Origin of the sequence: Enterocloster aldenensis (genome assembly GCF_003434055.1) — a bacterium.
In the GTDB taxonomy this organism is placed as follows: Bacteria; Bacillota; Clostridia; order Lachnospirales; family Lachnospiraceae; genus Enterocloster; species Enterocloster aldenensis.
The window spans coordinates 849,143-870,216 of sequence record NZ_QVEX01000001.1; the positions used below are offsets into that span (position 1 = coordinate 849,143).

Here is a 21,074-nt window from a genome sequence, read left to right on the forward strand (position 1 = left end):
GTTATCCTCCGATTCGAACAAATGTTCCCTAACAGTTACAATCATAGTATAATTAAGCTAAAATGTCAACCACTATTTTTCCCGGTCCCCCCCTTTCCATCCCTTACTTTACTTGTGAATACCGGGCGAACTGCCCTTCACAGGTGCCTGTGCATGCACCCACTGACCGCGCATCCGGCGCAGACAAAGCCATCGCAGACAGAACGCCTGCGGAACAGGTTAAGGATAGCATAGAATGGCCTAAAATGCAAGGGGGAGCAGGCATTGGGGGGCCGGCGGCCGGAATGGATTCCCTTCCCCTGCTTAGCGGTTGCCGGACAGGACACGGTAGACCCCCGGGACAACAGACTGAAGGCATTTTCTTAAAAGGCTGCTTATAATCACCATGAACAGGGGCATCAGCAGGAACATGGACAGGGCCGATGCAGGAACAGGTGGAAGGAGGATAGCACCTGCTTTATTGAAGAGCCTGACCCAGGCAAAGTGGATGGCATATAGGAAGAAGTTATGTTTCATCCAATCCCGGGCCATGGGAAGAGGGAGGCCTGACAGCAGGAACCAGACAGCGCACACGCCCCAGATGCGCTTGAGCACGGCTGACAGGGGCCTGGCGTAAAGAGGCGCCATGGGCCGGCTTAAGAAAAGGACCAGGGCCAGCAGCAGGACGGCTGCCCCCCAGCACAGGACGCGCCTCCCGCCCCTGGGGGGCAGGGACTCGGCAAACCTTCCCCAGCCGTCCCTGTGAAGGCTTATATAAGCAGCCCCGCAGGTGTAGAACAGTGCGTCCATATTAAGATGAGGGAAATCCCAGCCATGCCACAGCGCAAAGGCAATCACCCCAAGGGCCGCTGCCCCGGTCAGGGTGCGCTTCATGACAGGATAAACCACAGGAGCCAGGGCAATGAGGAGGATTAACTGATATAAATACCAGAATACGGGATTGTAGGCATAATTCACAAGGGCGTCCACGGACTGCATGATGGTGACAGGCACCGGAGGCTTTCCTATAAGACCGGATATGGCGGGAATCCGGGTCGCGGTTACATATCCCGCATAATACAGGAAGTTCCAGATCAGATAGGGCACCAGGATACTCCTTATACGCGACTTCCATTTGGGGAGTAACCTGGACCAGTTAAACCTGCGGTAAAACAGGTAGGAGGACACCATGAAGAAACCCGGAACCGATATCTGCCCCAGCCCTTCTCCCAGAATCCACTCCAGCCTCTTAACCCCGGCCGCTGCCTGCGTGGCTCCCAGGTATAGCTCCGCATTAAAAGAATGTACCCATACAACCAGAAGGCTGAACAGGAATGTAATCCAGTAAACCTGGTTATGAAACTGCTTTTCTTCCATATGATATATCCTCTCCCGCAGCAGAACCAAACACAACATGCACAGAAATCAAAAGGCCGCTTCCCGGAACGCTACTGTCCTCATTCAGGGAAACGGTCTTTCTTATACGGACACGGATTGCATGGCGCTCCATACCGCGCCCGGGGCGTGTCCTGACATCCGCCCCCGTATGCTTAGGGCGCGTCTGATAATTCATTCCCGCCATCCGCACACCCCTGGGCGTGTCTGAATGTCCGGGCAAGCCCCTGCCATCAGCTGCGGTACTGTGCCAGCAGTTTATTAATCCGCTTGGTAGGTGTCAGCAATTCGCTTAAAGATGCATCGTGATTTAAATTGTCAATGATAAGGGCAATGTACTTGCTCATGTCAACATCAATATAGTAAGGCCTCTCAAGCAGGGACGGCGTCTGGTAAACCAGGTTGGTTGTCAGGATCCTGTCGATAATGCCCTTTTCATAATACTCGTCAAACTTGTTAAGGCCGCCCGTGAACAGGCCGAAGGTGGAGCATACAAATACCTTTCTGGCTTTCCTGCGCTTTAACTCCTTAGCCACATCCAGCACGCTCTCGCCTGAGGATATCATATCGTCAATGATCAGCACATCCTTGCCTTCCACGCTGGCTCCCAGGAACTCATGGGCCACAATGGGATTGCGTCCATTGACAATCTGGGTGTAGTCGCGGCGCTTGTAGAACATGCCCATGTCAAGTCCCAGCATGTTGGCAAAATACACGGCGCGGCCTGTGCCGCCCTCATCCGGGCTGATGACCATCATATGGCTGCTGTCAATCTGAAGGTCTGTCTCGTTCTTCAGCAGATACTTAAGGAACTGGTAAATGGGCTGGACCGTCTCAAATCCCCTTAAGGGTATGGCGTTCTGTACCCTTGGGTCATGGGCATCAAATGTGATGATGTTCTCCACGCCCATGTTCACCAGCTCCTTAAGGGCCAGTGCACAGTCCAGGGACTCCCTGCCCGAGCGCTTATGCTGTCTGCTCTCATATAGGAAAGGCATGATTACGTTAATCCTGTGGGCCTTGCCGGCGGCTGCCGCAATCACACGCTTTAAATCCTGGAAATGGTCGTCCGGCGACATATGGTTGGTCATGCCGAACAGGGAATAGGTAAGGCTGTAATTGCAGACGTCAACCATGATATACAGGTCATCGCCCCTTACGGACTCAAGTATCAGCCCCTTTCCCTCGCCGGAGCCAAATCTTGGTGTAATGGCATTTAAAATATAAGAATCCCTCTGATATCCGGAAAATGCAATGGTGGATTTGTGCTCGCTCTCACGCTCACGCCTCCAGTCTACCAGATAGGCATTTACCTTGTCGCCTAATTCCGTGCAGCTTTTAAGGGGTATAAGACCCAGGGGGCCAACTGGAATTGTCTCAATGATTTTTTCCTCATATAACATGGTTTTTATCCTCCTGTTTTTGGCTGGCGGCCTCTTTGCCATAACCAGCATATACTTTTATACCATCATTCTCCATGATTCGTCAAGGGCATATCCTTCAGGAACCGCCATGTTCCACATTTATTTTTTTAACAGTCTGATATCTCCCCCATATAATGGAATCATCCTGTATCCGCTCATGATCCTGGACGTGACGCGGTCCGTATAGGAATCCCGCAGCCGGGCCGGTGAAAGATTGGTGGAGATAATGGTGGAACGCTTCATGTTCATCCTCTCGTTAATGCAGTAGAACAGCTGGGAGGAGGTAAAACTGTTATTTAGTTCAGTGCCCAGGTCGTCAATGATCAGCAGGTCGCAGTCCAGGATGAACCGGTACATATCCCGCATCTCCTCTGCGTTCTCATAATCAAACTTATTCCTGGAAAATATCTCGAACAGGTCGCTGGCCGTGAGATAGATGACCGAGTGGTAGGTATTCATCAGTTCCTTGGCAATACAGTTGGTTAAAAATGTCTTTCCAACCCCGGTGCTGCCTGTAAACAGCAGGTTCTCATGGTTTTTATCAAACTGCTTCACGAATTCCCTGCACTCCCTGACCACACGCCGCATATAATCCGCATTGGTCATGCCAATCTGGGGCAGTATCTCCTTATTGTCATAGTATTGGAAGGAAAGGGCTGAAAAATTCTCCTGCTCCAGTATATCCTCCAGATTGGACTGGTCATGGAGCAGCTTCATCTGCGCCTTCAGGAAACAGTGGCACTTCCTGCCCTCAATCAGGCCCGTATCCTGGCAGTCCGGGCACTTATACCAAAGTTCCAGGTAATTGTCCGGATATCCTGCCGCCCGGATGATAAGGGCCTTCTGCTCCCTCAGGTCCTGAAGGTCCTCCTTCAGCTTGTCAAGGGCGCCCGGATTCCCCTCCAGAAGCTTTCTGGCGCAGGCAACGGAACGGCCGGCAATCTCGGCTTCCAGTTCCTTTACCACCGGAAGCTTCCTGTATATCTCCTGGCGCCGTTCCTCCAGCTGGTGGTGGTCCTCAATCTGCTGTCTTCCATACGCCCTCATGATTGCGTCATACTGGGAATTGCTTAATGCCATTATCTGCCCTCCTTATACATCAGGGCTGCTGCCCCACCCATTCCTTAACCTGCTTTAACATCAGGGCGTCATAGTCCGTGTCCCTCTGTTCAAAATTATGGAACTGGTTAGGCGCCCCTTTCCTGGTACGGTTTCCCTGGCCGGACACGGCTGTGTCATACGTTTGAAGGCGCTTGTCCCTGGACCTGGCCGTATCCTCCTTGGCCGCCATCCGCCTGGTGTCCAGTTCCATGATATCCCCAAGGCCCCTGACCCCGGCTTCCTTCCAGTCCGTAAGTATCTTGTCCGCATACTGGAAGCTGGGGTTGTGGATGGCCGTGATGGTCCTGTTGCAGGCCTCCAACACCACATCCCGGCTAAAACCGTAGTCCTTAAACCATTTATCCATCAGCTTCTGTTCCGGCGCGGCCGGTTTCCTGCTGTTTATGCCAAATGCCTTCATCACCGCAAACGAATCCCTGTTGTAGGAAGCCGAATAATCCTTTGCCTCCTGGGCCGTACGGATTCCCTTCTCATGCCAGCTCCTGGCCACCGCCTCAATATAGCGCATGGACGTGTGGCCGTTCTGGACACAGTATTCCACCAGGTATTCCAGCACTTCCTCATTCATCCCCAAATCCTCATACAGATAAGCGAAAACCTGACAGTCCCTGGGGGTAAATACCTTGTTCAGGTACTTCTGGGCAATATAGAGGAGCTGTGAAAAGCCTTCATCCTGGGAAAGGCGGTTCACCTGTTCCGCAGAGTATACAGGCTTGTCCCTGTCCTCCCGGGACGTCTGGCCCTGTTCCCTCCGTCCCTGTCCCACCGTTCCCTGTGCATGGGCATCCTGGATTCCTGTGCCCTGCCCATGGGTTCCCCGGACTTCCGGGCCCTGTGCATAGGCTGCCTGGATTTCCGCGCCCTGTGCATGGATTTCCCGGACTTCCGGGCCCTGTGCATAGGCTGCCTGGATTCCCGCGCCCTGCCCATGGATTTCCCTGGACATGGCGCCATTGGTTCCATATCCCCCAAATCCCTGGTCATGGGCAGGCGGTTCGTGAACCTCCAGGGACCTGGATGCCTGGGTCCTGGCCGGCTGTGGTCCGGCAGACGCATCCCTGGGCTGGGCCGGACCGCTGTCCTGCCGTCCCATGGCTGCGCAGGACGCAGGCGCTTCTTTCCTGGTTCCGGCAAGTATTCCCAGCTTCTCCCAGTAAGCCAGGGCCCTGCGCACATCGGACTCCGTATGGTCCAGGGCATCTGCGATTCTTTCTATGGTGATATCCTCACCCTGATGGCGCAGCACGAACAGGTACACCTTAACATATTCCCCATTGGCCACGGCCATGTATTGATCAATGAATTCATGAGCCACCGCAGTGGACGGCACGCTCCATCTGTCCTTAAAATTCACACCCATCTCACCACTCCTTACATCAATCGGCCGGCAGACATGACTTCTCCGGCCGGGCGGCACATGTGTTACATTCCATATCATAACACATCCACATACAAAAGAAAATAGGCGCATTTTTACACAATACGACTTGTGGATAATGTGGATAATGTGGAAAAATAGTGGACATAATTATTCACGGACATGCCCAAATCCCCTTTTTTCCGTATAAATCCAAGAAAATCGGAATTGATTGACATTTTTTTATGTTAATCAAAAAATCCACATAGCTTCTTTACATAAAATGTTGAAAACTATGTGGATAATGTGGATAACTACCGGCCTAACAGCTTTTCCCCTACTTTTACAATGTCTCCGGCACCCATAGTTATCAACACATCGCCGTTTATACAATTTTCTAAAATAAATGTCTCTATATCATCAAAGGACGGGATATAGTGGGCTTTTGTCCCAAGCCGCTCAATCCGTTCTACAATATCCAGCGAGCTGACGCCCAGGGTATCGGTCTCCCTGGCAGCGTAGATGTCGGCAAGTATCACCTCATCCGCAGCCGACAGGGTCTGTGCGAACTGGTCCAGGAACGCCTTGGTCCTGGTGTAGGTGTGGGGCTGGAACACACACCACAGCTTCCTGTGCGGATAGTTCTTTGCAGCGGACAGGGTTGCCTTAATCTCCTGGGGATGGTGGGCATAGTCGTCAATAATGGTGACCCCGCCTATCTCCCCCTTTTTCTCAAACCTTCTGTCCGTGCCCGTGAATTTCTTAAGTCCTGCCATGACAGCGTCAAACCCTGCCCCCAGTTCCATGGCCACGGCAATGGCTGCCAGGGAATTATACACATTATGCTCCCCTGTCACGCCCAGGGCAATGCGGTTCACCACTTCCCCCTGTATGACCAGGTCATAGGAAGGCCTCCCAAACCCGTCATATGTGATATCCTTTGCCGTATACGTACTGGAACTGTCCTTTCCAAAAGTGACAACCCTGCATCCCAGCCCCTTTGTAATCTCCTCAACAGAATCAATGCCGCTGTTAATCACCAGCAGCCCCTTGGCGGGAAGCTTCTCTGCAAACAGCCGGAAGGAATGGCGGATATCCTGGATATCCTTAAAGAAATCCAGGTGGTCCTCCTCAATGTTCAGTATGACCTCCATGGTGGGATGGAATGACAGGAAGCTGTTGGTATATTCACAGGCCTCCGTGACAAACAGATCCGGGCTCCCTACCCGGATGTTGCCGCCAATGTCCTGAAGGATGCCGCCCACGGAAATGGTCGGGTCCAGATTCCCTGCCAGCAGGATATCCGTTATCATGGATGTGGTGGTGGTCTTGCCATGGGTGCCGGATACAGCCACTGCCTGCTTATAGTTGCGCATCATCTCCCCTAAAAGCTCTGCCCTGGAAAGCATGGGAATCCCCTTTTCCTTGACAGCCATGAACTCCGGGTTATCCTCATGGATGGCGGCTGTGTACACCACCACGTCAATGCCTGGTTCCTTTTCTATATTAGCCGCCCTCTGCCCATAGTATACCCTGGCGCCCCTGTCTGTCAGGTGGTCCGTAAGCCCTGTCTCATGGGAGTCAGAACCCGTAACGGTAAATCCTTCTTCCAGGAGGATTTCCGCCAGGCCGCTCATGCTGATGCCTCCAATCCCTATAAAATGAACATGTGACCGTTTTCCAAAATCTATCTGATACATAATCAATAATCCTTCCCTGTGCCCGTAGAGCTGTCCACAGCGCTGTCTGCACAAAAATATCTCTTCCTTATTATATCAAAAAAACACTGAAAAGCTATATAAAAAATGGAGAATTACCGCCCCCGCGGCAACTCTCCGTCATGTATCTTACTAAAATATATTATGTTCGTGGCGTGTCCGGGCTGTCCGGCCTCTGAATATCAGGTCCTTATACCTGTCCAGGGTTATCAGCAGTACATTTCCAAGGACACCGATGGCCAGTATCTCACCGACCCCAACCGTTCCCATGGCCACAAGGATTAAATCCTCAGAACCGTACGCGTACCGCAGCACCCATGGGATGATGACGGTATTGGCAAGGATGGGCGGGACGCACACAAACCATCTGTGCTTCCTCACATACCATGAACCGGCTGCCCCGATCAGCGTTGCCAGGCTTCCGAATACCACGTCCAGGGGCATGGCCCCGCAGAGCAGGTTGGAAAGCAGGCACCCCACAAACAGTCCCGGCACTGCCGCCGGCGTGAAGAAGGGCAGGATGCAAAGGGCCTCTGCAATCCTGAACTGGACCGGACCAAAGCTGATGGGCGCAAACAGGATGGTAAGCACCACATAGATGGCTGCAATCATGGCCCCCTGGGCCAGCACATACAGCCTGTTGTTTCTCTCTCTCATATTCTGTTCTCTCCTTTAGTTTTGTTTTAGGTGTGGAAGGTCTCGAACACACCGTCTTTTATGTCATATTGACTGATAAAGTATAACACCGGATGCCATAATTATCAAGACTTATTTCTTACGCCATTTTGTCCGGCGGCCGGTTTGGGGATTGGCCGGTTTGAGGATTGGCCAGCATGGGGATTAGCCGGCCTGTATGTCCCTCTGTGTCAGATGCCCTATGGATATTTTCTATCTGAAAGATGTGCACAGGCTGATTACTTTATGCTATACTCACCATATGGACCGCAGTCTGCGCCCCATACACCCTGCATAGGAACGAGGTCACTTCCATGAGTACGATTGGTTACATCAATATATCCCTTGAATTATTTGGAGGCCTGCTCTCGCTGATATTCATCCTCTGCCTTTCCCTTGGCAGCCCCAAAAAAGAAGAGCTGGAGCATCTGTATATCCGCGTGCTTTCCATCAACACAGCCGTGCTGTTCTCCGATGCCGCGGCATGGCTTTTCAAAGGGCACCCGGATGGGTTCAGCTTCTGGATGGTACGGATAGCCAACTTCCTGGTTTTTACATTTGGATATATCCTGTTAGCTGTGTTTACGGATTATCTGGTCTGTTTCATATCCGCAAAGGGGACCGGGATATCCAGGGCCCCATCCCGTCTTATGTGGACACTGACCCTTGCAGCCATTGTCCTGGTAGTCATATCACAGTACAACCACATGTACTACCTGATTGACAGCCAGAACATCTACCGCCGCCAGCGCTGGTTCTGGATATCCCAGATGGCTGGCATTATCTGCATGCTTATCAACGGGACAATCCTGATACGTTACAGGAAGTATCTGTCAAAAAAAGAATTGACCGGACTGGCCGCCTACATAGTGCTGCCTGTCATGGCCATGCTGGTCCAGGCGTTCGTATACGGCATAGCAGTCCTCTATATTGCCACCACGGTTTCAGCCCTCTGCATCTACATCAGCATCCAGGTAGAACAGTCGCGCAAATTCAGCCAGGAAGAACTGGAACTGGAGAAAAGCCGTACAGCCATCATGCTGTCCCAAATCCACCCCCATTTTCTCTACAACTCCCTGTCCGTTATCAAGGGCCTGTGCCAGACCGACCCCGGGAAGGCAGAACTGGCCGTAGACCATTTCTCCGGCTTTTTAAGGGGAAACCTGGATTCCCTCACCGCCGGCTCCCCCATACCGTTCAGCCAGGAACTGTCCCATACACGGCATTATCTGGAACTGGAGCAGATGCGCTTTGGCAGCAGGCTGAACGTTATCTATGACGCGCCTGTCACGGACTTTTTAATCCCTCCACTTACCCTGCAGCCCATTGTGGAAAACGCGGTCCGCCACGGCATCGTCAAGCGCGAGGAAGGCGGGACACTGACCATCTCCACTGCCGGGACCAGCGAGGCCTGCACGGTTACCGTGACAGATGACGGAATCGGCTTTGACCCTTTAAAACCAATGCAGGACGGAAAAAAACACATAGGCATACAGAATGTCCAAAAACGCCTCCAGACCCAGTGCCATGCCATTCTGACCATACGGAGTGCCCCGGGATGCGGCACCGTTGCAGTTATTACCCTTCCCAGGAACACTGCTGGGAAATAACTTTACTTTCAAACATACTCCAGCAGAAAAGAGAGGATTGAAACCATGAAATTAGTGGCTGTTGATGATGAGCCCCTTGTACTGGATGTCCTGGTAAAAGCCATCCGCAAGGCGGAAGCAGGCTGTGAAGTCCAGGGTTTTGTGCGTTCCCGCGACGCCCTGGCCGCTGTCCAGGACGGCCTGCGGCCAGATGCGGCATTCTTAGATATCGAGATGGCAGGCATGAATGGTCTGGAACTGGCCATGAGGATACGCGCCATTTCCAACCACACAAAAATCATTTTTGTCACAGGATATCCCCAGTATGCGCTGGAGGCATATTCCATTCATGCCAGGGGATACCTGCTAAAGCCTCCCACTGCTGAGAATGTCCGCAGTGAACTGGACGAGTTAAAATGCCCTCCGCTCCATGTAAATGGCCGTATCCGTGCACAGACCTTTGGGAACTTTGAGATTTTTGTAGATGACAAGCCGCTTCACTTCAGCCTGTCCAAGACCAAGGAACTGCTGGCTTATCTTGTTGACCGCCGCGGGGCGGCCGTCAACACAGGCGAGCTGTGTGCAATACTGTGGGAACAGCGGCCGGACAGCCTCTCGGTAAGAAGCCATCTGCGTACCCTCATATCCGATTTAAGCCGTACCCTTTCCCTGGCCGGCGCTGGGGACATACTGATTAAAAGACGCAACAGCTTTGCCGTTGACTGTGAAAAACTGGACTGTGACCTTTATGGCTTCCTGCGCCAGGAACCGGACGCCATCAACACATACATGGGCCAATATATGATGCAGTATACATGGGCTGAGATGACCCTAGGCGAACTGGAGCGTCAGAAATAGGATTTAATTTGCGGTTTCTTTGCGGTTTACCTGCTATAGTAAAAGGAGGATACCCAGCACTGCTTTGCCAAAAGGAGACCCCTATGAAATCCATACAGACAAAATTCATTACCCTGATATTAGGCTGTGTCCTGCTTTCCTCCCTGGTCATCGGAGGCGCGGGAATCATGAATGCCAATCAGGTTGTTGACAAGGATTCCGCCTATATCATGAATCTGATGTGCAGCGAAAAAGCCAATGAACTGAACGGGCTGTTTTCCTGTATTGAGCAGTCAGTCAATACAGTAGCGGTCTACGCCAACCGGGAACTGAGGGATGTCAAAAGGTTTAAGACCGACCCCGGATATGTCAGGGAATATACCGGACATATTCAGGACATTGCCATAAACGCCGCCAACAACACCCAGGGAGCGCTGGCTGTCTATGTGCGCTACAATCCAAAATTCACCTCCCCTACCTCAGGCCTTTTCTGGAGTAAAACAGCGCTGGACGGGCAATTCCAGGAACTGCCGCCAACAGACTTTTCCCGATACAGCCCTGACGATGTGGAGCATGTCGGCTGGTATTATCTTCCGGTCAAAAGCGGACAGGCCACCTGGATGGCTCCCTATATGAACAAAAATATCCAGGTTGAGATGATTTCCTATGTTGTTCCCCTGTACGCGGACAACACAACCATCGGCGTGGTGGGCATGGATATTGATTTCAACCTTATCAAGGATTCAGTGGATACGATACACGTTTATGACACCGGTTATGCCTTCCTGACGGATGAACAGGCCAATATTATGTACCACAGGGAAATACCGGCCAGGACTCCCATGGACAGCTTAGAAAGCAGCCTGCTCCCGGTTGCAGACAGACTGCGCAGCGGCGGTATCGGCAGCCAGCTGTTTTCCTATGAATGGCGGGGGCACAGGAAACAGATGGCCCTCTGCAGTCTGAAAAATGGGATGCGGCTGGCCATCACGGCGCCCTCCAGTGAGATAAACGCGGCCAAGAATACGCTGATACTGCAAAGCAGCATTGCCCTGATTGTCATATCCACCCTGGCCGTGATTCTCACCATCCTGATGACCCGGCGCCTGATAAAACCCCTTAAGGAATTAAACGAAGCAGCCAGGAAAATAGCCGAAGGCGACCTCTCTGTCTCCCTTTCCCACCAGACAAAGGACGAGGTGGGCATGCTGGCCGACAGTTTCCAGCAGACTGTCAGCCATCTGCAAAAATACATTAATTACATCAACGGCCTTGCTTACAGGGATGCCCTCACCGGGGTAAAGAATAAAACCGCCTATCAGGAAACAATTGCCAACCTGGAGGAAAGGACCAGGACCGGCCGGCCGGAATTTGCAATGATTGTATTCGACATCAATAACCTGAAAATAATCAACGACACCCTGGGCCATGACTTTGGCGACATACTGATCATTGATTCCTGTAAGCTGATCTGTAAGGTATTTAAGCGCAGTCCGGTCTACCGCATTGGCGGGGATGAATTTGTGGTGATTCTGGAAAATGATGACTTTAATAAATATGAAGAGCTTCTGGCCCGCTTCAAAACAGCGTTGGATGATTATAACAGACATGCCGGGCCTGACAGCAGGATATCCATTGCCAGAGGCATTGCTATCTATGAGGAAAATGTGGACCTGACGGTCAGCGACGTATTCAAGCGCGCGGATGATGCCATGTACCAGAATAAAATGCAGGTAAAAAAGCAGAAGGAAACCACAGACCGGAACGCATCAGGCAGTAAACCCTGCCATAAATCAGATGGCTGTCCAAACAGTTGTCCGGATGACAGTCCGGATGGTAATCCAGATAACAGTCCAGATAACAGTCCAAACAGGGATACAGGGAATCGGTTAAAAACTTAAATATCCGGAATCATTTCCATTCCATTGTTCAGATGCATTGTCCAGGGTCCAAAAACAGGCAGACGGCGCAAATCCCCGTCTGCCTGTATCTTATTGCCTTATTATCCTATAACTTCCAAACAGACCCTAGTGCCCGCATGTGCCTCCATGCCCATGACAGCTGTGCTCCCCGCCTTCATGGTGATGGTTGCACATGGTATCCGGGTCATAATCCAGGCTGCCCTTTAAGAATGCATCCACAGCCCGATCTGCATTGCCGGCTGCTCCGGGATACAGTTTGATTCCCGCCTGGTCCAGGGCAATCCTGGCGCCCCCGCCGATTCCTCCGCAGATAAGCACTTCCACGTCCAGGTTCTTTAAAAATACGGCCAGGGCCTCATGACCGCTTCCTCCGGTCCCCACAACCTGTGATGACACTACCTTGCCATCCTCTGTCTCATAAAGCTTAAACGCTTCACAATGTCCAAAATGCTGGAATATCTCCTCATTCTCGTATGTTACAGCTATCTTCATTACAATCTCCTCCTGACTTGTTATTGCAGCGGCGTCTCTGGCACCTGCGCTTCCCGCAGTCCTTGCCGCAGCAGCTGCCTGCATCCGGGCACAGGCTGTAATTGCCGCCCCGTATGGCTAACTGCCGCCCATTGACCAGACAATCCGCCAGTTTCTTCCTGGCAGAATTATAAACCGCCTGGACCGTGGTCCTGGCCACTCCCATCTGCCCGGCACACTCCTCCTGGGTGCAGTCAAGCAGGTCAATGAGCCGTATTGTCTCATATTCCTCCAGTGTCAGTTCCACCCTTGTAGCCGCATCCTGGTCCAATGGACCGAATACTTCCACCATTGGCTGGGAGCAGACTCTTCTGGCTTTAAAGGGCCTTGCCATGCGCATTCTCCTTATCCGCTGCCGTTACCGCATTGTTTTTGACTTATGTCATTAACTATACAATCATTATTGACATATGTCAATATCTTTTTATGAATTTATGTACCTGACAAGATTGATTTACTGCCTCCCGCCCCTGTTCCCGGAAACAGGAAAAGCAGGGGCTGCGTACCCAAAACGCATTACCCCTGCCCCTAAAAATCCTCTATCCAAATCACACACAAGAAGGCACAAACACCTGTCCCCTGCCGCCAACCAGATGCCCCAGCCCCAGGCTGGTAACCATGGCCTGCTCAATCCCTTCCATCTGACAGGAATCCAGGTGCCCTATGTATTCCTTTAAACGGTTCCTGTCAATGGTGCGTATCTGCTCTGCCAGAACAGTAGAATCCTGCTTCAGCCCTCCCCGCATCCTCCGGATACACACATGGGTTGGGATGGCTGCCTTAGTGGAACGGCTGGTGATGGCTGCTACGATAACCGTAGGGCTATACTTATTCCCCACATCATTCTGGATTACCAGGACAGGACGGACGCCTCCCTGCTCAGACCCTACCACCGGTGACAGGTCTGCATAATATAAATCCCCTCTCAGGACATTCTGACTGATATTTTTATTCTCTCTATACATAACATTACCTCGCTCAATAAAAATGGTGTTTTCTACTGGAGAGTATCACCATTTTTGAGGTAACTAAACATCAGTCCTGCATAAGATAACCTTTTTTATCCAGCGCTTCCTCAATAAGATCCAGATTCCGTTCCCCAACCGCGGCAACGGTGTGGTAATGGCAGCCGCCTGTCAGGGCTTTTAACGGCTGGTCATGGGACTGTTCCATCTGCGCCACGAACTCAGACGCATCCAGACGGTTATTGATGATCAAATCCACGGTTATGTGCCCGTAAAGTCCATGTTCCACTGATACATCCAGAACCCTTCCCCCGTAATCCACAATGGTCTGCAGTTCATCCAGGGTATCCTCCGTGCCATGGTTCACCCGCAATACCCGCATATATTCCCTGCTGTCCTTGTCAGGGCTGTGAAGGATGTATCCTTTATAAGTTGACATGATTTCCTTATTATCCGCCCTTAAAAGAGCAATATCCTGTACAATCACCTGCCTGCTGACCCCCAGTTTCCCTGCCAGTTCGGTTCCCGATACAGGAGTTGTCCTGTTGTTCAGTATCTCCAGGATATTCATCCTGCGCATTTCGCCGTCCGTCATCCTTCTACTCCCTGCCTTCCTGTCTGCCTTCCGTGTTTGCGCATCTGCAGTATGCGCCGTGGATTCCGCGGCATGTGCTTCCGGCATGTGCTTCCGCCATATCCTCCGCAGCTTCCGCCATATCCTCCACCGTCAAAAAGCTCCCCTCATACCCCAGGCAGCTGCACAGCCTTGCCACATGGGGCTGTTCCAGTCTTGCCTCTCTCAAGGCGTCCATTTCATAGTACGTCTGGTCCTTTGGTCCGTCAGCCAGGACACGGCCATGGGCCATCACGATAATCCGTTCAAAATACGAGGCCGCAAAATCCATGTCGTGCAGGATAGCCAGGACCGTTTTCCCCTCCCGGGCCAGCTTCCTCACAATACTTCCCAGCCGTCTGCGCCCTTGTGCATCCTGCGCAATGGTGGGCTCATCCAGGATCAGCACCTGCGGTTCCATGGCAAGCACGGATGCGATGGCCACCATTTTCCTGTCCGCCAGATCCAGGTCATAGGGATTCTCGCCCTGCACCGCCGACAGTCCTACTATCTCCAATGCCTGGACCGCGCGCTTCCTGGAATCAGCCTTACCCATCCCCAGGTTTACCGGTCCCACCATGACCTCGTCCAGCACGCGGTTCTTAAATATCTGGTCATCCGGATTCTGGAACACGTACCCGACCCGGCCCGCCAGACCGGCCACGGTTTTACCGCCCATGTCCTCTCCCTGAAGCAGGATCCGTCCGCTGTCAGGTTTGAGAAGCCCTTTCAGCAGCTTGACAAGGGTGGTCTTTCCCGCGCCGTTCTGCCCTATGATGGCGGTTGGCCGCTGGTCCAGTTCCAGGTCCAGCGCCTTGATGACCGGTCGGTCTTTGGCGTAGGAAAATCCCAGGTCCTGTATGGAGAACATGGGGACGGGGCAAGGTATTCCTTTTATATTGCTTCCTGCATTGTCATCCCTTTTGACTGTGCGGCACAGCTTTCCCGGAAACCGTTCCCGCACCGCCTGGGTCTGATCCAGTGTCACAGGATAACAATCCCCGTATTTCACGGAAAATACCCTTGCCGCCTGTGTATACACAGGTGGTTCAATACCGAACGCCTCCAGGTCCTCCCTGGCAAATATATGCTCCGGGCTGTCATATGCAACCTGTTTTCCCTCATGCAGCAACAGCAGACGGCTGCAGTAAGCTGCCAGCTTTTCCATCTTGTGCTCCACCATGATGATGGTAATTCCCGACCCGGCCAGGCGGTCCACCACCCGGAACACTTCCTCGCTGCCCTGGGGATCCAGCTGGGAGGTAGGTTCGTCTAACACCAGTACTTCCGGCTCCATGGCCAGGATGCTGGCAATGGCCACCCTCTGAATCTGGCCGCCTGATAAATCGAATGGGTTGCGTTCCCTGTATGGGCTGATTTCCAGCAGTTCCAGGCTGCGCTCCACCCGCTTAAGGATTTCCTCCCTGGGCACGCCCAGGTTCTGCAGCCCGAATGCCACCTCTCCAAACACAGTGTCCCTTGCCCCGGAAAGCTGGTTAAAGGGATTCTGGAACACCAGTCCTACCTTCTTACAGAGTACGGATACAGGTGTACTGGAAGCTTCCATGCCGTCAATCATGACCTGCCCCCCGTATGCGCCGCCAAACATGCCTGGCACCAGTCCCATGAAGGCCTGGCACAAGGTGCTCTTCCCTGCTTTATTTTTACCCAGTATCCCGATGAACTCGCCTTTCTCCACATTAAACCCCAGCCCGTCAAGGGCCAGCTTCTCCGTACGGGGATACCTGTATTTCAGATTCCTAACCTCAATAAATGACATGGACTGCCCTCCATCCAACGGCGCATACAATGAAAAGGACCATGGCTGCCATGAAAAGCCTGTCCCCTCTTCCCATCTTCCCGTCCGTCAGGAACGTCTTTTTTTCTTTTGAATCAAATCCCCTGACCTCCAGGGCAATGGCCCTTTCCCTTGTATTAATCAGGGAACTGCTGACTACCGGCACAATCAGCGGAATGAAGGCCTTAGCCCTTACAAACAGGTTCCCCTCCATCTCCATCCCCCTGCTTCTCTGGGCGTCCATGATGGTGTTCATGGTCCCCATCATCTGGGGGATGATCTGGAATACGGAACTGATCATATATCCAAACCTGGGCGGAAATCCAATCTGCTCCAGGTCATCCACCAGTTCGGCCGGCTTGGTGGACAGCACAAACACGGAAAACGCCAGCAGCATGTTCAGTATGTTCAACCCGATACCCGCCGCGTACCGGATGCCTTCCCGGTAGAATTGGAGCGGCCCCAGGGCAAAGAGCACATTCTGGTTGGCCCGGTTGAACAGACCGTGGATCAGGAACACCGTTGCAATGATGGTAAAGGAAAATGCAATCAGCGGAAAGACCCTGGCTGCAATCTTCCCGCCGGCCAGAAGGCACAGGCTGACCCCGATGGATACCATGAACATCCAAAGGGATCCTGCAATCAAAGGAACGCTGACCGCGGCCAGGATATAGGTTAGTTTTGCAAATGGATGGAGCCTTGTCAGGTATGTATCCTGCTCCACATAAAGGCTTATGTTCTTCATACCGGCACCCTTTCCCTCCTTATCCCATCCCTGCGGTCAGTCCAGCCGCTCCACCTTATTATCCACATCATACATGGACGTAAGCTTGCCTGGCAGGCCCTTTACAATGGCGTATACCACAAGGATGGTAATCAGCTTGTCCGGCACATCCACCACCACTTCATCCAGAAGCGATCCAAGGAATACCGGCATCCGGGATGCCTGGGACCATGCAAATACAGCATCCCCCCATACATTGCCCGTGGTTCCGCCCCAGAAAATGATGTTAAGGGGCGTGGAAATCACCACCGCGGTCAATCCTGCCACGCAGGCCGAAAGGATTGCCCCCGGCAGCTTTTCCATCTGTCCCAGCCGCGCCATGATTCCAACTGCCACGCCGATTCCAAGGCTGGTCAGGGCGTATACAAGCGTAATGGTATCCCCGGTGGTAAAGCCGTAAATCAGGTTATTGGCAGCGCCGCACACAGCGCCGATGATTGGCCCGCCAAGGACAGCGCCAATACAGGTTCCGATGGAATCCAGCCACAGCGGCAGCTTCAGCACGGATGCAAACAGCTTACCAAGATAATTAATCCCGATACATGCCGGGATCAGGACAACACAGGCTGCGTTAAACTTTGTCTTAAATAAATGGTTCATACTCAATCCTCCCTGGTTTTATACTATCCAGAGGATTTTAACGCAAATATACTGTCTTGTCAACCAAATGTCAGCTGACAAGACAGTATCCTTTCCTGGTGCCGCGGAATCAGTCTATCCCTTCCCCATCCAGCTGTCCCCTCTTATCCGTGTAGCTGGTATGCAGCATCTTCTCAGCCAGTTCACTTAAGGGTTTTCCATAGAATTCACTGTACAGCGCCTTAATCTCCTGGTTTTCATGGCTCAGGCGTACCTTCATGGCGCCGTCCCTCTTATAGAGGCTGTCAATCCGCTTCTGCCGCAGTGCATCCCCTTCAAACTTCTTATCCTTGGGCTGTCCGCCTCCGCCGATGCATCCGCCCGGACAGGTCATGACCTCCACAAAATGATACTGCTTTTCCCCATCCTTCATGCGCTCCAGGAACCGGCGCAGGCTGGCGGTTCCATATACCACTGCAACATTTACCGTCCTATCGCCCACCTGCAGGCTGGCCTCCTTTACTGCTTCCATCCCCCGTACAGGCTCTAACCGGTAAAGCACTGCAGGCGCCTTATCCCCGGTCATATACTCATAGGCCGTGCGCAGGGCCGCCTCCATCACCCCGCCCGTATTGCCGAAAATGACGCCGGCGCCGGAGCCCTGGCCCATGAGCCTGTCATAATCAGAATCCTCCAGGGCCGCAAAATCAATGCCCTTCATCCTGGCCCACTGGGCCAGTTCCCTGGTGGTGATTACATAGTCCATATCCCGCATGTCCTCAATACCAAGATACTGTCCGGCCGCATTCATCTCCTGCCTGCGGATTTCATACTTCTTGGCCGTACACGGGGTAACTGCCACGTTCACGATCCGCTTCGGGTCAATACCCATTTTCTGTGCAAAATAAGTTTTAATGGTAGGTCCCTGCATACCGATCGGGCTCTTGGCCGAAGAGATATGGGGGAGCATTTCCGGATAATAGATTTCCGCAAACTTCACCCATGCAGGGCAGCAGCTGGTAAACTGGGGCAGCGGCCTGTTTCCCTCTGTAATACGTCCAATCAGCTCACTGGCCTCTTCCATGATGGTCAGGTCCGCCGCAAAGTTGGTATCCAGCACATAATCCGCGCCCAGCGCACGCAGCAGCGCCACCATCCTGCCCTGGACAAAGCTGCCGTCCTCCATGCCGAATTCTTCTCCCAGCGCAGCGCGCACAGAAGGTGAGGTAGATACAACCACCACCTTTTCCGGGTCCATGATCTCAGCAGCCACCATGCCGTATTCAGGCTGTTCCCGGATGCTCTCCACCGGACAGACATTGGCGCACTGCCCGCAGTTGATGCAGATGGCCCTGTCCCCTGTCCTTAACAGGTCATATGTCCCCAGGACGCCGATGTAATCCCGGCACATGTCGCGGCATTGCCCGCACTTGATGCATCTGGATTCCTCCCTGAATATGGAAACATTCTCCTTGTCAATGGGTACCCTTACTTCCGGCGATAAATGTTTACTCATAGCTTTTACCTCACACTTTCTCTGTTGTATTATTGGTGGTAATTCCATATAATCCTAATATTAATAATAATTACTATTATTGTATTTGTCAACCACTTTTGCCGTCTTTTTACATCTGCTCCCCAAAAAAAAGTGTCCTGGCCGGGCAATAAAAACAATTGCCAAGCCAGGACACTCCAATCCTATTGCAGCTCCCTGCAGATTTCCCTGTAAACATCCCCGTATATGCTGCCTTTGTTCCATATAAAAGCAAAATCATGCTCCATCTGGAAATCCCTCAGATGCAGTTCCCGGATCCTGCCGTCCTCAATCCCCTCCTCCACCGCGGTCCTGTAAAGGAAGGTGACGCCCGCGTCCTTTTCCAGCAGCTGAAGGATTACATGCATGCTGCCGATTTCAGTCATATGGGAAAAATCCGTCAGACGGATATTCTTTATCTCCAGGTTCTTTTCCAGTATATCCCTTGTCCCTGACCCAGGCTCCCGAATCAGGAGATGCTCCCCCAAAAGATCCTTAAGCTGTTCCGGTTCCCGCTTAAACCGGTGACAGGAAGCGCACACCGGGATGAACGGCTCGGTCCGGTATACCAGTGAATCATAGATACGCTCATCATAATACCCTTCCACCATGGCAAACTGGATATCCCCATTTGAAAGCTTATGGAGAAGCTCGTCCGTATTGCCGATGGATACCCGGATATCCGCGTCCGGATGCCGGTGTATGTAGGAAGCCAGGGGCGTGGATATGACCGATTCACCAATGGTCCTTGTTGTCCCAAACCGCAAGGTAGGCGCCTGTTCCGGCACACAGGAAAGAAGTTCCTTTAAATAGGCCTCATCATTCTTCAGCGTGGTGGCTGCCTGGAGCAGTCTTTCACCTGCTGGCGAAAGATGCACCTTCTTCCCCTCACTGACAAACAGCCTGACTCCGTAAAGCGTTTCCAGATACCGTATATGCTGCGAAACAGCCGGCTGGGTAATGTGCAGCTCTTCAGCAGCCTTGGTATAGTTCATATGCCTGCACACGGCAAGAAATGTGTGAACCCTGAAATCCAGCATGATCCAAATCCCCTTTATCCATCTATATTCCCAAACAAAAGCTTATACCCTATCATAACATAACTTTATCAAAATATAAATATATATAATTTTACTTTATGCTTTCCATAAGTTACCATGTATTCCAGGTTACACCAATCTATACTGATATTTTTAGGAGGAAAAAGGAATGATAGGTTTGAAACAAAAATGGAAGGGACTGGTCCTGTGCCTGGCCATCGCACTGCCGTCCTGGTTTTTAGGGAAAATATTCCCCATTGTGGGAGGCGCCGTGATTGCAATCCTTGCGGGCATGGTCCTCACAGGATTCATCCGGCACAAGGAACATCTGGAACCGGGAATCAAATTTACATCAAAGAAAATACTTCAATGGGCCGTCATACTTCTTGGCTTTGGGATGAATCTGAGCGTTGTCCTGGAAACGGGCAAACAGTCCCTGCCAATCATAATCTCCACCATTACAACCTCCCTGATCATTGCATATGTCTTACATAAAGCCATGAATATACCATCTAAGATATCCACCCTGGTGGGCGTGGGCTCCTCCATCTGCGGGGGTTCCGCCATTGCGGCCACTGCCCCGGTCATTGACGCTGACGATGAGGAGGTTGCACAGGCAATTTCCGTTATCTTCTTCTTTAATGTGCTGGCGGCAATCCTGTTCCCGTCCTTTGGGAAAATGCTGGGATTCGACACCCTGTCCGGCAATGCCTTCGGCGTATTCGCAGGCACTGCCATCAACGATACCTCATCCGTAACAGCTGCCGCATCTACCTGGGACGGCATGTGGAACCTTGGCTCCGCCACCCTGGACAAAGCAGTTACCGTAAAGCTTACCAGGACCCTGGCCATCATCCCCATCACCCTGTTCCTGGCCTTCATCAGGACCAGGAACGAAGAAAAATACGACAGGGCCCAGGGACAGTCCGTAAGTTTCAAGGATATATTCCCATTCTTCATCCTTTACTTCATGGCTGCTTCCATCCTCACCACCATCGCCCTTAAGGCCGGTGTGCCCATGTCCTTTTTCCAGCCCATCAAGGAACTGAGCAAATTCTTCATTGTACTGGCCATGGCTGCCATCGGCCTCAACACCAACCTGGTAAAACTCATAAAGACCGGCGGGAAGCCGATCTTCATGGGCGCCTGCTGCTGGGCAGGCATCACAGCCGTGAGCCTGTTGCTCCAGAGCGTATTGGGAATCTGGTAAAT

19 protein-coding genes are annotated in these 21,074 nt (G+C 52.2%); 4 read left to right on the forward strand and 15 right to left on the reverse strand.

The features are described 5' to 3' along the window. Window positions 1–303: 303 nt before the first annotated feature. The 6 genes from DWX59_RS03935 to DWX59_RS03965 form a co-directional block, all read right to left on the reverse strand. The gene (locus tag DWX59_RS03935) at window positions 304–1,356 is read right to left on the reverse strand and encodes an acyltransferase family protein (protein ID WP_117556373.1); all 1,053 of its coding nucleotides are present in this window, start codon (window positions 1,354–1,356) and stop codon (window positions 304–306) included. Between the two features lie 251 nt (window positions 1,357–1,607). Next, the gene (locus tag DWX59_RS03945; RefSeq protein WP_117556377.1) at window positions 1,608–2,777 is read right to left on the reverse strand and encodes a ribose-phosphate pyrophosphokinase; all 1,170 of its coding nucleotides are present in this window, start codon (window positions 2,775–2,777) and stop codon (window positions 1,608–1,610) included. A gap of 120 nt (window positions 2,778–2,897) precedes the next feature. After that, window positions 2,898–3,878, reverse strand: a complete 981-nt coding sequence (locus DWX59_RS03950) for an ATP-binding protein (RefSeq protein ID WP_117556379.1) — start codon at window positions 3,876–3,878, stop codon at window positions 2,898–2,900. Window positions 3,879–3,897: 19 nt separating this feature from the next. Continuing rightward, the gene (locus DWX59_RS03955) at window positions 3,898–5,280 is read right to left on the reverse strand and encodes a DnaD domain protein (protein WP_117556381.1); all 1,383 of its coding nucleotides are present in this window, start codon (window positions 5,278–5,280) and stop codon (window positions 3,898–3,900) included. Between the two features lie 311 nt (window positions 5,281–5,591). Further along, window positions 5,592–6,977, reverse strand: a complete 1,386-nt coding sequence (murC, locus tag DWX59_RS03960; protein WP_117557241.1) for a UDP-N-acetylmuramate--L-alanine ligase — start codon at window positions 6,975–6,977, stop codon at window positions 5,592–5,594. 150 nt (window positions 6,978–7,127) lie between these two features. Next, on the reverse strand, window positions 7,128–7,652 hold the full coding sequence (locus DWX59_RS03965; protein WP_117556383.1) for a QueT transporter family protein: 525 nt from the start codon (window positions 7,650–7,652) through the stop codon (window positions 7,128–7,130). A 332-nt stretch (window positions 7,653–7,984) separates the two neighbouring features. Between DWX59_RS03965 and DWX59_RS03970 the strand changes: the two genes are divergently transcribed. From DWX59_RS03970 to DWX59_RS03980, 3 genes are all read left to right on the forward strand, one after another. Next, window positions 7,985–9,280, forward strand: coding sequence for a sensor histidine kinase (locus DWX59_RS03970; protein ID WP_117556385.1), 1,296 nt, complete (start codon window positions 7,985–7,987; stop codon window positions 9,278–9,280). A gap of 45 nt (window positions 9,281–9,325) precedes the next feature. Beyond that, window positions 9,326–10,117 carry a response regulator gene (locus tag DWX59_RS03975; RefSeq protein WP_117556387.1) on the forward strand — a complete coding sequence of 264 codons (792 nt, stop codon included), beginning with the start codon at window positions 9,326–9,328 and terminating at the stop codon, window positions 10,115–10,117. A gap of 83 nt (window positions 10,118–10,200) precedes the next feature. Then, on the forward strand, window positions 10,201–11,997 hold the full coding sequence (locus DWX59_RS03980; RefSeq protein ID WP_117556389.1) for a sensor domain-containing diguanylate cyclase: 1,797 nt from the start codon (window positions 10,201–10,203) through the stop codon (window positions 11,995–11,997). Window positions 11,998–12,123: 126 nt separating this feature from the next. Here DWX59_RS03980 and DWX59_RS03985 read toward each other — a convergent pair whose 3' ends face one another. From DWX59_RS03985 to DWX59_RS04025, 9 genes are all read right to left on the reverse strand, one after another. Further along, complete coding sequence (locus tag DWX59_RS03985; protein WP_117556391.1) at window positions 12,124–12,510, reverse strand: NifB/NifX family molybdenum-iron cluster-binding protein; 387 nt, start codon at window positions 12,508–12,510, stop codon at window positions 12,124–12,126. Beyond that, window positions 12,482–12,883 (reverse strand): DUF134 domain-containing protein, encoded by a 402-nt coding sequence (locus tag DWX59_RS03990; protein WP_117556393.1) that lies wholly within the window; start codon window positions 12,881–12,883, stop codon window positions 12,482–12,484. The genes DWX59_RS03985 and DWX59_RS03990 overlap by 29 nt, the downstream gene beginning before the upstream one ends. Before the next feature lie 214 nt (window positions 12,884–13,097). Beyond that, complete coding sequence (locus tag DWX59_RS03995) at window positions 13,098–13,514, reverse strand: type II toxin-antitoxin system PemK/MazF family toxin (protein WP_117556395.1); 417 nt, start codon at window positions 13,512–13,514, stop codon at window positions 13,098–13,100. Window positions 13,515–13,584: 70 nt separating this feature from the next. Then, window positions 13,585–14,109 carry a transcription repressor NadR gene (locus DWX59_RS04000; RefSeq protein ID WP_117556397.1) on the reverse strand — a complete coding sequence of 175 codons (525 nt, stop codon included), beginning with the start codon at window positions 14,107–14,109 and terminating at the stop codon, window positions 13,585–13,587. Window positions 14,110–14,113: 4 nt separating this feature from the next. Continuing rightward, window positions 14,114–15,907 (reverse strand): ABC transporter ATP-binding protein, encoded by a 1,794-nt coding sequence (locus tag DWX59_RS04005; protein WP_117556399.1) that lies wholly within the window; start codon window positions 15,905–15,907, stop codon window positions 14,114–14,116. Continuing rightward, on the reverse strand, window positions 15,894–16,670 hold the full coding sequence (locus tag DWX59_RS04010; protein ID WP_117556401.1) for an energy-coupling factor transporter transmembrane component T family protein: 777 nt from the start codon (window positions 16,668–16,670) through the stop codon (window positions 15,894–15,896). Before DWX59_RS04010 ends, DWX59_RS04005 begins: the two co-directional genes overlap by 14 nt. Window positions 16,671–16,706: 36 nt before the next feature. Beyond that, entirely contained in the window at window positions 16,707–17,309 is a 603-nt protein-coding gene (locus DWX59_RS04015) for an ECF transporter S component (RefSeq protein ID WP_117556403.1), read from the reverse strand. Window positions 17,310–17,418: 109 nt separating this feature from the next. Continuing rightward, the gene (locus tag DWX59_RS04020) at window positions 17,419–18,804 is read right to left on the reverse strand and encodes a [FeFe] hydrogenase, group A (RefSeq protein WP_117556405.1); all 1,386 of its coding nucleotides are present in this window, start codon (window positions 18,802–18,804) and stop codon (window positions 17,419–17,421) included. Between the two features lie 182 nt (window positions 18,805–18,986). Then, window positions 18,987–19,862 carry a LysR family transcriptional regulator gene (locus tag DWX59_RS04025; RefSeq protein WP_117556407.1) on the reverse strand — a complete coding sequence of 292 codons (876 nt, stop codon included), beginning with the start codon at window positions 19,860–19,862 and terminating at the stop codon, window positions 18,987–18,989. A gap of 169 nt (window positions 19,863–20,031) precedes the next feature. Between DWX59_RS04025 and DWX59_RS04030 the strand changes: the two genes are divergently transcribed. Then, window positions 20,032–21,072 (forward strand): YeiH family protein, encoded by a 1,041-nt coding sequence (locus DWX59_RS04030; protein WP_117556409.1) that lies wholly within the window; start codon window positions 20,032–20,034, stop codon window positions 21,070–21,072. The last annotated feature ends 2 nt before the right edge of the window (window positions 21,073–21,074 follow it).